At 74.1% G+C, this 13524-nt stretch carries 13 protein-coding genes and 1 pseudogene; 11 read left to right on the top strand and 3 right to left on the bottom strand.

The genetic code is table 11. From position 1 onward, the window contains the following. Positions 1–309: 309 nt before the first annotated feature. The 11 genes and pseudogenes from OG823_RS32320 to OG823_RS32270 all read left to right on the top strand — a co-directional run bounded on the left by OG823_RS32320 (position 310) and on the right by OG823_RS32270 (position 11222). The gene (locus tag OG823_RS32320) at positions 310–981 is read left to right on the top strand and encodes an enoyl-CoA hydratase-related protein (RefSeq protein WP_371483794.1); all 672 of its coding nucleotides are present in this window, start codon (positions 310–312) and stop codon (positions 979–981) included. 160 nt (positions 982–1141) lie between these two features. Further along, entirely contained in the window at positions 1142–2722 is a 1581-nt protein-coding gene (locus tag OG823_RS32315) for a phytoene desaturase family protein (RefSeq protein ID WP_371483793.1), read from the top strand. 187 nt (positions 2723–2909) lie between these two features. Next, positions 2910–3230, top strand: coding sequence for a hypothetical protein (locus OG823_RS32310; RefSeq protein WP_371484735.1), 321 nt, complete (start codon positions 2910–2912; stop codon positions 3228–3230). A 216-nt stretch (positions 3231–3446) separates the two neighbouring features. Further along, entirely contained in the window at positions 3447–3794 is a 348-nt protein-coding gene (locus OG823_RS32305) for a VOC family protein (protein ID WP_371483792.1), read from the top strand. Positions 3795–4175: 381 nt separating this feature from the next. Continuing rightward, a pseudogene (gene fusA / locus OG823_RS32300) lies at positions 4176–4511 on the top strand (elongation factor G); the annotation flags it as partial. Between the two features lie 131 nt (positions 4512–4642). Then, positions 4643–5737: a M20 family metallopeptidase gene (locus OG823_RS32295; protein WP_371484734.1), complete on the top strand. Its 1095-nt coding sequence runs from the start codon at positions 4643–4645 to the stop codon at positions 5735–5737. A gap of 534 nt (positions 5738–6271) precedes the next feature. Beyond that, entirely contained in the window at positions 6272–7123 is an 852-nt protein-coding gene (locus OG823_RS32290; RefSeq protein ID WP_371483791.1) for a fumarylacetoacetate hydrolase family protein, read from the top strand. 46 nt (positions 7124–7169) lie between these two features. Next, positions 7170–8525, top strand: a complete 1356-nt coding sequence (locus OG823_RS32285; protein ID WP_371483790.1) for an enolase C-terminal domain-like protein — start codon at positions 7170–7172, stop codon at positions 8523–8525. After that, entirely contained in the window at positions 8522–9280 is a 759-nt protein-coding gene (locus OG823_RS32280; protein WP_371483789.1) for an SDR family NAD(P)-dependent oxidoreductase, read from the top strand. The genes OG823_RS32285 and OG823_RS32280 overlap by 4 nt, the downstream gene beginning before the upstream one ends. Positions 9281–9291: 11 nt before the next feature. Continuing rightward, entirely contained in the window at positions 9292–10326 is a 1035-nt protein-coding gene (locus OG823_RS32275) for an aldo/keto reductase (protein ID WP_371483788.1), read from the top strand. Then, a complete protein-coding gene (locus OG823_RS32270; RefSeq protein ID WP_371483787.1) occupies positions 10323–11222 on the top strand; it encodes an amidohydrolase in 900 nt (299 codons plus the stop codon). Before OG823_RS32275 ends, OG823_RS32270 begins: the two co-directional genes overlap by 4 nt. A gap of 19 nt (positions 11223–11241) precedes the next feature. On the opposite strand, the gene OG823_RS32265 is transcribed toward OG823_RS32270, so the two are convergent. The 3 genes from OG823_RS32265 to OG823_RS32255 all read right to left on the bottom strand — a co-directional run bounded on the left by OG823_RS32265 (position 11242) and on the right by OG823_RS32255 (position 13400). Continuing rightward, on the bottom strand, positions 11242–11913 hold the full coding sequence (locus OG823_RS32265) for a FadR/GntR family transcriptional regulator (RefSeq protein ID WP_371483786.1): 672 nt from the start codon (positions 11911–11913) through the stop codon (positions 11242–11244). A gap of 102 nt (positions 11914–12015) precedes the next feature. After that, positions 12016–12339: a plasmid stabilization protein gene (locus tag OG823_RS32260; protein WP_371483785.1), complete on the bottom strand. Its 324-nt coding sequence runs from the start codon at positions 12337–12339 to the stop codon at positions 12016–12018. 215 nt (positions 12340–12554) lie between these two features. Continuing rightward, a complete protein-coding gene (locus OG823_RS32255) occupies positions 12555–13400 on the bottom strand; it encodes a TetR/AcrR family transcriptional regulator (protein WP_371483783.1) in 846 nt (281 codons plus the stop codon). Positions 13401–13524: the final 124 nt, after the last annotated feature.

Genomic DNA, 13524 nt, shown 5'->3' with positions numbered 1-13524 from the left:
CGGGTAGCATCCGGTCCACCATGGTTACTAGCCGGTAGGGTGGTGTTCGGGCACCCGCTCGACGCCGGTCGGCGCCGATCGGGAGGACGCCCCCGTGCGCGACACGCTCTCGGTACGACACGCTCGGTACGACACCGGCTCGACGCGACGGCCGGGGTGGACGAGGGCCGGCGGCGACCGCGGCCGACCTGTGCTCCGCACCCCGGCGGAAGCCGCACGCCGACGACCGTCCGGCGGCGCCGTCGCACGGCCGGGCCCACCCTGCCCGGAAGCAACTCCGCCCCCGGCCCGCGAAGTGAAGGAGCAGACATGCCCACGCTCGACCGTCAGGACGACGTCTTCATCCTCGACATCGGCGACACCGAGAACCGCTTCCACCCCGACTGGGTCGCCACCGTCGACGACCTGCTGGACGAGGTGGAGAAGGCCCAGGGGCCACGCGCCCTGGTGACCGCCGCGACGGGCAAGTTCTTCTCCAACGGCCTGGATCTGGACTGGCTGTTCGCGCACACCGACCGCGCCGGCGCGTACGTCGCCGACGTCCAGGCACTGCTGGCGCGTGTCCTGACCCTCCCGGTCGTCACGGTGGCTGCCCTGCAGGGGCACACCTTCGCGGCCGGCGCCATGCTCTCGCTGGCTCACGACTTCCGCGTGATGCGCGAGGACCGGGGCTACTGGTGCCTGCCCGAAGCGGAGATCAACATCCCGTTCACCGCGGGCATGGCCGCGCTGATCCAGGCCCGGCTGACCCCGCAGGTCGCGCACGAGGCCATGACCACCGCCCGCCGCTACGGGGGACGGGACGCGCTCGGCGCCGCGATCGTGGACCGCGCGGCGGACGAGGAGACCGTCCGCCGTGCCGCCGTCGAGATCGCGGCCGCTCAGACCACCAAGGCCGGCCCCACCCTCGGCACGATCAAGGCCCGGATGTACGCCCCGGCACTGGCCGCGCTGCGCGAGACGGACATCCCGCTCGGCTGACCCCGTTCGCCCGGCACCGAACGACCGGCACCGAACGACTGGCACCGACCGACCGGCACCGACCGACCGCACCCGCGCGCCCCGGGCACGAGGGAAACGCCACGCCGGATCAATCCACGACTCTGGCCAACACCCGGCCGGCCCTGATAGGACGGGCGCCATGCAGCCCGAGCCGGCAGGCGCGACCGAACCCGCCCGTTCCTCCTACGACGTCGTCATCGTCGGCGGCGGCCACAACGCCCTGGTCGCCGCCGCCTACCTGGCCCGTGCGGGGCGCAGCGTTCTGCTCCTGGAACGGCTCGGCCGAACGGGCGGCGCGGCCGTCTCGGGCCAGGCGTTTCCGGGGATGGCGGCGCGGCTGTCCCGGTACTCGTACCTGGTGAGCCTGCTGCCCGAGAAGATCGTCTCCGAGCTGGGGCTGCGGATCACGCTGCGTCGGCGGCGGATCTCCTCGTACACCCCGACCGTGCGTGGCGGGCGGCCCACCGGGTTGCTGGTGGACGCCGGCGACGAGGCAAGGACGGCGGCGGCCTTCCGCGAACTGACCGGATCGGAGCGCGAGTTCGACTCCTGGCGGGCGTTCTACGGGATGACCCGGCAGGTGGCCGAGCGGGTGTTCCCCACCCTCACCGAACCGCTGCCGAGCCGCTCGGAGCTGCGCACCCGGGTGGGCGACCCGGCGGCCTGGGACGCCCTGTTCGAGCGGCCGATCGGCGAGAGTGTGGAGCGGTACTTCACGGACGACCTGGTGCGCGGCGTGGTGCTGACGGATGCCCTGATCGGCACCTTCACCCACGCCCATGACCCGTCGCTGCGCCAGAACCGCTGCTTCCTCTACCACGTGATCGGCGGCGGCACCGGGGACTGGGACGTCCCGGTGGGCGGCATGGGCGCAGTCACCCGGGCGCTGGCCGACGCAGCGCGCGGGGCGGGCGCCGAACTGCTGACCGGCCACGAGGTGACGTCGGTGGCCACGGACGGGAACCTCGCCGAGGTGACCTTCCGCTCCGCCGGGGGCGAGCGTACGGTCGGTGCCCGCCAGGTGCTGTGCGGCGCGGCCCCGCAGGTGCTGGACCGGCTGCTGGGCGAGCCGCCCGAGAGCCCGGCGCCGGAGGGCGCCCAGCTCAAGGTCAACATGCTGTTGCGGCGCCTGCCCCGGCTGCGGGACGGCGCCGTGGACCCGCGCGAGGCGTTCGCCGGGACGTTCCACATCGCGGAGTCGTACCGGGAGTTGGAGGCCGCGTACCGGGAGGCCGCCGGGGGCCGGCTGCCGGCGGCGGCGCCCTCGGAGATCTACTGCCACTCGCTCACCGATCCGTCGATCCTCGGACCGGATCTAGTGGCGAAGGGCTACCAGACGCTCACCCTGTTCGGCCTGCACCTGCCTGCCCGGCTGTTCGCGGACGGCGACGACGCCGGCCGGGAGGCGGCCCTGCGAGCCGTCCTGGCACCGCTCGACGCCCATCTGGCCGAACCCCTCCGCGACTGCCTGGCGACGGACGAGCAGGGCCGGCCGTGCATCGAGGCGAAGACGCCGCTGGATCTGGAACGCGAGCTGGGCCTGCCGGGCGGCAACATCTTCCACCGGGACCTCCGGTTCCCGTACGGCGATCCGGACGACCGGTGGGGCGTGGCCACCCGCCATGCCAACATCCTGCTCTGCGGGGCGGGTGCCACGCGTGGCGGCGGCGTCAGCGGCATCCCCGGCCACAACGCGGCGATGGCCGCGCTGGGCCGGTGACGCTCCGGCCGGCCGAGCGATCAGGCCGACCAAGGGATCAGGCCGACCGACCGACCGGGTCGACCGAGCGCTCAGGTCGCGGGAATCCCGGTGCTGGTCGGATATCCCGTTGCGGGTCCGGGGGCGCGGCCGTAGCCTCGCCGGCATGTCCCTGCGAGTTCGTATGCGTCAAGCCCTGCCGGAAGCCATGCGCGCCCGCGACAGGATCGCGGTGAGCGCTCTGCGCACAGCACTCGCCGCGCTGGACAACGCCGAGGCGGTGCCCGTGGAGGAAGCCGGCAGCCACGGCCCGGCCGTCGAACAGTCGCCGATCGGCGTCGGCGTCACCGAGGCGGCGCGGCGCGAGTTGAGCGAGCAGGACGTGGCAGCGATCCTGCGCGCCGAGGCCGGCGAACGACTCGATGCCGCAGCACAGTTGCCCGCACCCGCGCACGCCGATCGGGCGGCGCGGCTCCGCGCGGAGGCCGCCGTCCTGCTTCGTTTCCTGGACGGCCACGTCGCCGCGTAGGAAGCGGGCTCGCCCGTACGCCGTACCCGGATCGGCGTAGCAGCGCGCCCGCCCACGGAAGTGCCCGGCCGCGGCCGACCCCGGGGCAGCTGCGCAGCGGACCCGTTCGGACGACGAACCACGGCTGTCCGTGCACGCCGCTGTCGAAGCTCGGCGCGTGGGGTGTGGTACTCCTGGAAGTCTCGGAGACAGGTTCGTCCTCACCTGGAGTTGCCGGTGGCCGTTCGTCGCGTCGTGCCCAATGTTCAGTCCGATGCCGCGCAGGAGAACCGGGAGTTCTACGGCCTGCTGGGCTTCGCGGAGGTCATGAACCACGGCTGGATCATGACGCTCGCCTCCCCGTCCAGCCCGGCGGCGCAGATCAGTTTCATGACCGGCGACCGGACCGCGCCGGTCGCTCCCGACATGAGCGTCGAGGTGGACGACGTGGATGCGGCCTACGCGGTCATGCGGGAGAGCGGCGCGGAGATCGTTCACCCCTTGCAGGACGAGGAGTGGGGAGTGCGGCGGTTCTTCGTCCGTGACCCCAACGGCAGGGTGGTCAACGTCCTCGGCCACCGCTGACACCGCTCCCGTGCCGCCGGTGGAGGTCGGTCCCGGCCGCTCACCCGGCCGCTCACCCGGCCGCTCACCCGGCCACTCACCCGGTCGCTCACCAGGCCCGTCGGCGTCGCCGTCGCCGAGACGTCCCGTGGGTGCCCGGCCCGTCGCCCCGATAATCCGGTGCGGGGCCCGGGTCACGGAGCGCGCCGCGACGGTACGGCGGCGCGCTGTTTCGGGTTGAGTCCAGGGAGGCCGCCCCGTGGAGCGCTCACCGCGGGTGCTCGACGGGGCGATCGCGGTGTTCGAGGCCGTCGCGGGGTCGAATCGCGGAGCGAGTCGGTGTGGCGGCAGGCGGACCGGCACGGCGTGCCGAGGATCGCCTCCGTCAACAAGCTGGACCGCTCCTCGGAGCCGGCCTTCCGGACGGCCGGACGGCCGGGCCTGCGCGAGGCCCTGCGCGCCGGTGTGATGTCACTCCTGGAACCGGTGGTCGGCGTCACCGTGCCCGAGGCCGACGTGGGCGCGGTGCTCGGCGACCTGGCGGCCCGGCGGGGCCGGGTCACCGGCTCGGTCGCCAGGTCGCCGAGCACCGCGGCGGTCACCGCGACCGTGCCGCTGGCCGAACTGTCCGGCTACGCGAAACGGCTGCGCGAACCGGCTGCGCAGCCGGGCCGAGGGGCGGGCACCTTCAGGTCCCGGCCCACCGGCTACGCCCCGGTGCCGGACCGGGGCGCCTGAGTGCCTCCCCGGTGGTACCGGGCCGCCGGCGGCCCCGCCCGGACGGGCCGGACCGCGTCGGAGCTGCCGTCAGCCGGAGCCCGGCGGCCTCCGGGACGGCGCGGCGCACCGGGTACGCTGGCGCGGTGACGATGCACAGGACCGTCCGCGTGAGTGTGGACGCGATGATCGAGGACCTCCGAACACTCGTCGAGGTCGAGTCCCCCTCGCGTGACACCGAGGCCCTGACGACGTCCGCCAAAACGGTCGCCGCCGTCATCGAGAGCCGTCTCGGCGGGCAGGCCGTCCTCGTCGGGAGCGAGGCCGGACCGCACGTGCACTGGTCGGGCGGCGGCGATCCCCGGGTGCTGGTGCTCGGTCACCACGACACGGTGTTCCCGCTGGGCACCCTCGATCGCAGGCCGTTCAGGGTCGAGGGCGGTCACGCGACCGGCCCCGGCGTGTTCGACATGCTCGGCGGCCTGGTGCAGGCGATCCACGGCCTGGCGACGCTCGACGACCGGTCGGGCGTGGAGATCCTGGTGACCGCGGACGAGGAGGTCGGCTCCCGGTCGTCCCGCGCTCTTCTCGAGGAACGGGCTCTGGCCTGCGGCGCGGTGCTGGTGCTGGAGGGCTCGGCGGACGGCGGTGCGCTCAAGACCGGCCGCAAGGGCTGCGGCACGTTCGAGGTCTCCGTCAGGGGCCGGGCCTCGCACGCGGGCCTGGAGCCGGCGGCCGGGGTCAACGCCCTGATCGAGGCGGCGCACCAGGTGCTGGACATCGCCGCGCTCGGCCGGCCCGAGGCCGGCACGACCGTCACCCCGACCGTCGCCTCCGCGGGGACGCTGGACAACGTCGTTCCCGCGGAGGCGACGGTCGTCGTCGACGTCCGGGTCGAGTCGGCGGCCGAGAGGGAACGCGTCGAGTCCGCCTTCGCCGCACTGGCCCCGCATCTTCCCGAGGCGAGGATCGCCGTCACGGGATCCGTCAGCCGGCCCCCGATGCCGGAGTCGGCCTCGGCCGAACTCTTCGCGCTGGCACAGCGGTTGGCTCCCGGGATCGAAGGCCGGGCGGTCGGTGGCGCGAGCGACGGCAACTTCACGGCCGCCCTGGGGGTGCCCACACTCGACGGGCTCGGAGCGGTCGGCGGCGGTGCCCACGCCGACCACGAGTACCTCGTGGTGGACACCATGGCCGAGCGGGCGAACCTGGTCGCCGGGCTGGTCCGGGCGATCCGCGGCGCTTAGGGCGTCCGCCAGTAGGTGCTGGCAGCAGGGCAGGCGCGGTTCACCCGATCACGGAGTTCTCTACGCTTCATGATCACCGGGGGATCCGTGCCTACTGTCCCGTCATGCATTCTCGACCCGATCCGCGACCAGTCCTCGCGCTTCTTCCCGTGCGCGGGTTCGGCACCGGTCAGAGCGGGTCTGCGTCAACCCCCGACGGATTTCCGGCGTCGAGCACTCGGCGACGCCCGAGCGGCGACGCGCGCCGGGCGGGAGCACGCCGGGGGAGCACGCCGGGGGAGCACGCCGGGCAGCGATCCGTCCTGCCCCGGTGCCGATCGGCGCGGGCCTCGCCGTCCGGGGCGTCCGGGTGGTCCGGGTCGTCCGGGGCGTCCGGGTGCGCCCCCGGCCCGGTGGACAGCCTCACTAACATCCGATGATTGTCTTGTCTCCGCACCTCTCCAGTCGTAAAGTCACGCCGACGACGGTTATTCATCCCAGGTTTCACCCCAGCAGCAAGGCCGGGCCGCCCGCCCGGCCTGCGGAAGGCATCCCATGAAGCTCTTGCGTGTTGGCGCCCCGGGTGCGGAGCGGCCCGCCGTCCTCCACCCGGACGGACGCCTGCTGGACATCGGAGGTCTCACCGACGACATCGACGGCACGTTCCTCGCCTCCGACGGCATCGGCCGGGTCCGCGCGGCACTGGCCGCCGGTGGGCTGCCGCTCCTGGACGGCGCGGCCGCCCGGGTGGGGCCGCCCGTCGCCCGCCCCGGGAAGGTGGTCTGCATCGGCTTGAACTACGTCGACCACGCCGAGGAGACCGGCGCCGCCGCGCCGCCGCGTCCCGTGGTCTTCATGAAGGATCCGGCCACCGTGGTGGGGCCCTGTGACGAGGTACGGATCCCGCGCGGATCGGTGAAGACGGACTGGGAGGTGGAACTCGCCGTCGTGATCGGCCGTGAGGCCCGCTACCTGGACGGCCCCGACGACGCCGAAGGGGTGATCGCCGGCTACGCGATCAGCAACGACGTCTCGGAGCGCGAGTTCCAGCTGGAGTACTCCGGGCAGTGGGACCTCGGCAAGTCCTGCGAGACCTTCAACCCGCTGGGCCCCTGGCTGGTGACTCCGGACGAGGCCGGCGATCCCCAGTCGCTGGGCCTGCGCCTGTCGGTCAACGGCGTCCAGCGGCAGAACGGCAGCACCAGGAACATGATCTTCGGGGTGAACCACCTGGTCTGGTACCTCAGCCGGTACATGGTGCTCAACCCCGGCGACGTCATCAACACCGGCACCCCCGCGGGCGTCGCGCTCGGACTACCCGACCATCCCTACCTCCGGGAGGGCGACACCGTCGAGCTGTCCGTCGACGGCCTCGGCGTCCAGCGCCAGACCCTCGTGGCCGCGTGACCGGCACGAGCGCACGAAAGGCCAGGGACGCGTGAAAGGCACCCGGTTGTCCGGACGAACCGCACGGATCGTCGCCGTCGACACCCACGACATCAGGTTCCCGACCTCCCGGGAACTGGCCGGCTCGGACGCGATGAACCCGGACCCCGACTACTCCGCCGCCTACCTGGTGCTGCGCACCGACGCCGGTGACGGGATCGAGGGCCACGGCTTCACCTTCACCATCGGCCGGGGCAACGACGTCCAGGTGGCCGCCGTCGAGGCGCTGCGCGCGCACGTGCTGGGGCGGCCGGTCGCCGAGCTGTGCGCGGATCCCGGATCGCTCTACCGCGACCTGACCGGTGACAGCCAGCTGCGCTGGCTGGGGCCCGAGAAGGGCGTGATGCACATGGCGGTCGGCGCGGTGGTCAACGCCGTCTGGGATCTCGCCGCCAAGCGGGCGGGTGCACCGCTCTGGAAACTGCTCGCCGACGCCGACCCGGCCTGGCTGGTCGCGCAGGTCGACTTCCGGTACATCTCCGACGCGCTCACCCCCGGGGAGGCGCTGGAGCTCCTGCGGCGGGGACGGCGGGGGGCGGCCGGGCGGGAGTCCGAGCTGCGCCGGCGCGGCTACCCCGCCTACACCACCTCCCCGGGGTGGCTGGGCTACTCCGACGGCAAGCTCACCCGGCTGGCCCGGCAGGCGGTCGCCGAGGGGTTCACCCAGATCAAGCTGAAGGTCGGCGCCGATCTCGACGACGACGTCCGCCGCTGCCGGGCGGCCCGCGCCGCCGTCGGGCCGGACATCCGGATCGCCGTCGACGCGAACCAGCGCTGGGACGTCGGCACCGCGATCACCTGGACGAAGGCGCTGGCCGAGTTCGACCCGTACTGGATCGAGGAGCCGACCAGCCCCGACGACATCCTCGGGCACGCCGCGATCCGGGCCGCGGTCGCGCCGGTCAGGGTCGCCACCGGCGAACACGTCCAGAACCGGATCGTCTTCAAGCAGCTGTTGCAGGCCCGCGCGATCGACGTGCTCCAGCTGGACGCGGCCCGGGTCGGCGGCGTCAACGAGAACCTCGCCGTCCTCCTGCTGGCCGCCAAGTACGGCGTGCCGGTCTGCCCGCACGCCGGCGGGGTGGGGCTGTGCGAGCTCGTCCAGCATCTCGCGATGTTCGACTACGTCGCGCTCTCCGGCAGCACCGAGAACCGGATGATCGAGTACGTCGACCACCTCCACCAGCACTTCACCGACCCGGTGGTCGTCCGGGACGGCCACTACCTGGCACCGGGCGCGCCCGGGTTCTCCGCCACCATGCACCGCACCTCGATCGAGACCTACACCTACCCGCACGGGACCTTCTGGGCGGCCGACCTCGCCGCCGGGCACCGGGACGAACAGCAGGGGGCCACCGCATGACCACCGACCTCACGGGGCTGCGGGCCCTGGTCACCGGCGGGGCGTCCGGGATCGGTCTCGCCACCGCGCGGCTGCTCGGCGAACGCGGCGCCGAGGTCGCCGTGCTCGACCTCGCCCCGGACGGGCTCGCCGCACCGCTGCGGGGGTGGCGGGCCGACGTCGCCGACGACGCGTCGGTGCGCCGGGCCGTCGGCCTCGCCTGCGCCGAGCTGGGCGGGCTGGACATCCTGGTCAACAACGCCGGCATCGGCGCCGCCGGCACCGTCGAGGACAACGGCGACGAACTCTGGCACCGGGTGCTGGACGTCAACGTGCTGGGGATCGTCCGCACCACCCGCGCGGCCCTGCCCCACCTGCGCCGCTCCGCCGACGCCTCGATCGTCAACACCTGCTCCGTCGCAGCCACCGCCGGCCTGCCGCAACGAGCCCTGTACTCGGCCAGCAAGGGCGCGGTCCTCTCCCTCACCCTGGCGATGGCCGCCGACCACGTCCGGGAGGGCGTCCGGGTCAACTGTGTCAACCCGGGCACCGTGGACACCCCCTGGGTCGGCCGGCTGCTCGACGCCGCGGACGACCCCGCCGGGGAGCGCGCGGCGCTCAGCGCCCGCCAGCCCACCGGGCGCCTGGTCACCGCCGAGGAGGTCGCCGCCGCGATCGTCTACCTCGCCTCCCCCGCCGCCTCCTCCGTCACGGGGACGGCCCTGGCCGTGGACGGCGGCATGGCCGGCCTCCGGCTGCGCCCGGCCGCCCGGTGAGCGGGAAACCCGTGCGGACCCGACCGCTCGGACGCTCCACCGCGCGCGTCACCGCGCTCTCGTTCGGCGCCGCAGGCATCGGCAACCTGTTCGCCGCCGTGAGCGACGAGGACGCCGCCGCCGCCGTCGACGGCGCCTGGGCCGCCGGAGTCCGCTCCTTCGACACCGCCCCGCACTACGGCCTCGGCCTCTCCGAACGCAGGCTCGGGGCCGCCCTCGCCGGGCGCCCGCGCGAGGAGTACACGGTGGCCACCAAGGTCGGCCGGCTGCTGGAGCCTGCCCCCGGCGGGCACGGCGACGACCTCGCCAACGGGTTCGCCGTGCCGGCGAGCCACCGCCGGGTCTGGGACTTCAGCGCGGACGGCGTCCGGCGCGGGATCGAGGCCAGCCTGAACCGGCTGGGCCTGGACCGGGTCGACATCGTCCACCTGCACGATCCCGACGACCACGTCGACGAGGCGCTCCGGCAGGCGGTTCCGGCGCTGGAACGCCTGCGGGACGAAGGCGTGGTCCGCGCGATCGGCGTCGGGATGAACCACGGGGCGCTGCTCGCCCGCTTCGTCCGGGAGACCGACATCGACGCCGTCCTGCTGGCCGGGCGCTACAGCCTGCTCGACCAGAGCGGTCTGGCGGACGTGCTGCCCGAGGCCGAACGGCGGGGCGTGTCGGTCGTCATCGGCGGCGTCTTCAACTCCGGCGTGCTCGCCGACCCCCGGCCCGGGGCGACCTACGACTACGCCGCGGCCCCCCGCGAGACCCTCGACCGGGCCCTGCGCATGCAGGCGCTCTGCGCGCGGTACGGCGTGCCGCTGCGGGCGGCCGCGGTGCGCTTCGCCCTCGGGCACCCCGCCGTCGCCGGGGTGCTGGTGGGGGCGCGGACGGCGGCGGAGATCGCCGACGCCGCCGCCCTCCTGGATCTCGGCATCCCCGACGCCCTCTGGCACGACCTGCGGGCCACCGGGCTGCTGCCGCCGGACGTGCCCGTCCCCTTGGACGGCCGGACGAGCGCCCCGAGGGCGTCCGGCGCGGCCGGGGAGCGCCCGTGAGGCCCGCCCCGGACGGCGCGACGGCGGGACCGCTCCCCGGGGCGGGGGTGGTGGACGCGCACCACCACGTCTGGGATCTGACCGTCCGTGACCAGACCTGGATCCGCGGCGGGGCACTGGCGCCGCTGCGCCGCTCCTTCTCCCTCGCGGACCTGGCGCCCGAGGCGACCGCCGCCGGGGTCCGCTCCACCGTCGTCGTGCAGACCGTCACGGTGGCCGAGGAGACCCCGGAACTGCTCGCGCTCGCGGCCGGCAGCGAGCTGGTGGCCGGCGTGGTCGGCTGGACCGACCTGACCGCCGTGGACGTCGCGGACGCCCTGGCCGCCCTGCGCGAGGGGCCCGGCGGTCGGCACCTGGTCGCGATCCGGCACCAGGTGCAGGACGAACCGGACCCGCGCTGGCTGCTGCGCCCCGAGGTACGCCGCGGGCTGGGCGCCGTCGCGGCGGCCGGTCTGGCGTACGACCTCGTGGTCCGGCCGCTCCACCTGCCCGCCGCGACCGCCACCGCGGCCGCGCTGCCCGGCCTCACCTTCGTCCTCGACCACCTCGGTAAACCCCCGGTCGCCACCGGGCAGCTCGCACCGTGGGCCGGTCGGCTGCGGCGACTGGCGGCGCTGCCCAACACGGTGGCCAAGCTCTCCGGCCTGGTCACCGAGGCGTCCCCCGGCCGGCGGACGGCGGCGGACCTGCGCCCCTACGCCGACACCGCCCTGGAGGCGTTCGGCCCCCAGCGCCTGCTGTTCGGCTCGGACTGGCCGGTCTGCACCCTGGCAGCCGGTTACGGCGAGGTGCTGGACACCGCGCGGGAGCTGACGGAGCGGCTGAGCCCGGACGAGCGGGCGGCCGTCCTGGCCGGCAACGCCGTACGCGTCTACCGGCTGCCGGCAGGCACCTGAGAGCCGCGCCGGACGGCGCTCAGAGCGCCCGGCGCAGCCACTGGGTCACGTTGGAGATGTGGACGGTGGCCCATGCGCGGGCCGTCTCCGGATCGCCCGCCTCCAGCGCCTCCACGATCGCCAGGTGCTCGGCCATCGTCCGTTCCACCGCCGAGTCCTGGGTCAGTCCGCGCCAGATCCGCGCCCGGGCGGTCCGGCCGGAGAGCGAGTCGATCAGCGAGCAGAGCAGCGAGTTGCCGGTGGCGGCCGCGATCCGGCGGTGGAACTCCAGATCGTTGGCGACCAGTTCCTCGACGGTGGGGTGCTCCCCCGGCTCGGCCAGCATCGCGCGCAGCTCCGCGACCTGCCGATCGTCCATCAGCTGGGCGGCGATCGCCGCGGCCGCCGGCTCCAGGATCGCGCGGACCTGGAACAGCTCCAGCACCGACTCGTCCCGGTGCAGATCCAGGATGAAGGTCAGCGCCTCCAGCAGCAGCGGGGGTTCCAGGCTGCTGACGTACGTGCCGTCGCCCTGCCGCACGTCCAGCACGTTCAGCAGGGACAGCGCCTTCACCGCCTCCCGGAGCGAGTTGCGCGACAGGCCGAGCTGCGCCGCCAGCACGGGCTCCTTGGGCAGCCGGTCGCCGGGCTGCAGCGCTCCCGAGATGATCATTTCCTTGATCTTCCCGATCGCCTCGTCGGTCACGGCCACGGCGCCTCCCCCGGTCATCGGATGTTTGACCAGTATGCCGGGCTCACCGCTCCCTCCGAGCCGGGCGGGAGCGGTCACGGGCGCTCCCCCTCGGAGGTGTTCTCAGGCTGCGAGCGCGTCCGCCAGTTGTTGCTTGTTCATCTTCGAGCGACCCTTGATGCCGCGCTGCCGGGCCTCGTTGTACAGCTGGTCGTAGGTCCGTCCCCGGGCTCCCCCGTGGGACCTGAGTCCGCCGCGGCGGCCCGAGGAGATGTCCTCCAGGGAGGTACGGCTCGCCGTCCTCGACTCACCGTGCCGGGCTCGCTCCTTGTTGACGGTACGGGCGGCGATCTCCTCGGCCGTCTCCTCGTCCCTGCCGTGCTCCAGCAGGCCCTGCTTGATGTGCTCGTACTGCCGCTCCCGCTTCGGGCTCGATCCACGAGGCATGGCGCGTGCTCCTCTCCGCAGCGTGCTCCCGGCCGGGCTCCGACGGTGGGCCGGGCTCAGGGTGCGGGCCCGGTCGGACGATGGCTCCGGGCCCGGGTACGAGGCCGGTGGCCGGCCGGAGTCCGGACGTCCCGCCGAACCGCTCCACTTCTCGGCTGTCCGCACACGACGGGATCAAACCCGCGAACGCGGGCGACCGCCCGGACCGCTCCCGGTCACCGCCCCGAAGCGCCGTGCCCGGTTGCCTCGTGCCCGGCTGCCTCGTGCCAGGCGACAGAGGGCCCCGCGGCGGACGGCCCAACAACGGACGGCCCGGCAACGGCCGGACCGGGGCCGGCCCCGGGCGTCGGCGCCGGGCCCAGGCCGAGCAGGGTGCCGATGCGGCGTACCTCGTGGTCGAAGTAGGACCGGTGATCGCTGACGATGTTGTCGCGGTGGCCGAAGACCTCGAAGGAGACCGCGCCGAAGAGATGGGTCCAGGCCGTGAGCCCGGCGATCACCAGGTCGTCCGGGATGCCGTCGGGCAACCGGTCGAGCAGCGGACGAAGCGCCCGGTGCGCGCCCGGGGGGACGGGAAGCCGGTCGAGCGGGTGGTAGGCGCCCGCACCCGCGGCCTCGGCGAACAGGCCGCCGATCAGGAAGGGCACCCGGGTCCCCGGCACGGTGGTGTCCTCGGGCGCCGTGTAGCCGGGCACCGGCGAGCCGTGGATGAGGGCGTACTCGTGCGGGTGGGCGAGCGCCCAGTCGCGCACGGCGTGGCAGACGCCGACCCACCGGGTCAGGTGGCCCTCGGCGCGCACGGCCTCGGCCGCGGCGTCGGCGGCGTCGCCGAGGGCGTCGTAGCTGTCCGCGATGAGGGCGGTGAGCAGGGCGTCACGCCCCGGGAAGTAGCGGTACAGCGCGGAGGCGGAGACCAGCCCGATGTCACGGGCGACACCGCGCAGCGAGATGCCGGCCGGGCCCTGTTCGGCCAGCTGCCGGCGGGCCGCGTCCTTGATGTCCCGGGTGACCTCGATGCGGGCCCGCTCGCGGGGGGTGAGGGCCTTGGGCGCGGTGGGCATGGGCCCATCCTGGCAGCCGACGAGAACACCCGCAACATCCGAGCACGGCTGTCTCGAAGGAGAACGGAGCCTCCCTACGAGAACGGTGTTCTTGACACCGGCTCGGCCGTACGCCAGGCTCGCC

Origin of the sequence: Kitasatospora sp. NBC_00315, assembly GCF_041435095.1 — a bacterium.
GTDB lineage: Bacteria > Actinomycetota > Actinomycetes > Streptomycetales > Streptomycetaceae > Kitasatospora.
This window is presented reverse-complemented; position numbering and strand designations above follow the sequence as displayed.

Excerpts from the sequence above, each read along its gene's own strand:
- OG823_RS32320 (WP_371483794.1), top strand. The coding sequence starts at position 310 with ATGCCCACGCTCGACCGTCAGGACGACGTCTTCATCCTCGACATCGGC.
- OG823_RS32315 (WP_371483793.1), top strand. The coding sequence starts at position 1,142 with ATGCAGCCCGAGCCGGCAGGCGCGACCGAACCCGCCCGTTCCTCCTAC.
- OG823_RS32310 (WP_371484735.1), top strand. The coding sequence starts at position 2,910 with ATGCGCGCCCGCGACAGGATCGCGGTGAGCGCTCTGCGCACAGCACTC.
- OG823_RS32295 (WP_371484734.1), top strand. The coding sequence starts at position 4,643 with ATGCACAGGACCGTCCGCGTGAGTGTGGACGCGATGATCGAGGACCTC.
- OG823_RS32290 (WP_371483791.1), top strand. The coding sequence starts at position 6,272 with ATGAAGCTCTTGCGTGTTGGCGCCCCGGGTGCGGAGCGGCCCGCCGTC.
- OG823_RS32280 (WP_371483789.1), top strand. The coding sequence starts at position 8,522 with ATGACCACCGACCTCACGGGGCTGCGGGCCCTGGTCACCGGCGGGGCG.
- OG823_RS32260 (WP_371483785.1), bottom strand. The coding sequence starts at position 12,339 with ATGCCTCGTGGATCGAGCCCGAAGCGGGAGCGGCAGTACGAGCACATC.
- OG823_RS32255 (WP_371483783.1), bottom strand. The coding sequence starts at position 13,400 with ATGCCCACCGCGCCCAAGGCCCTCACCCCCCGCGAGCGGGCCCGCATC.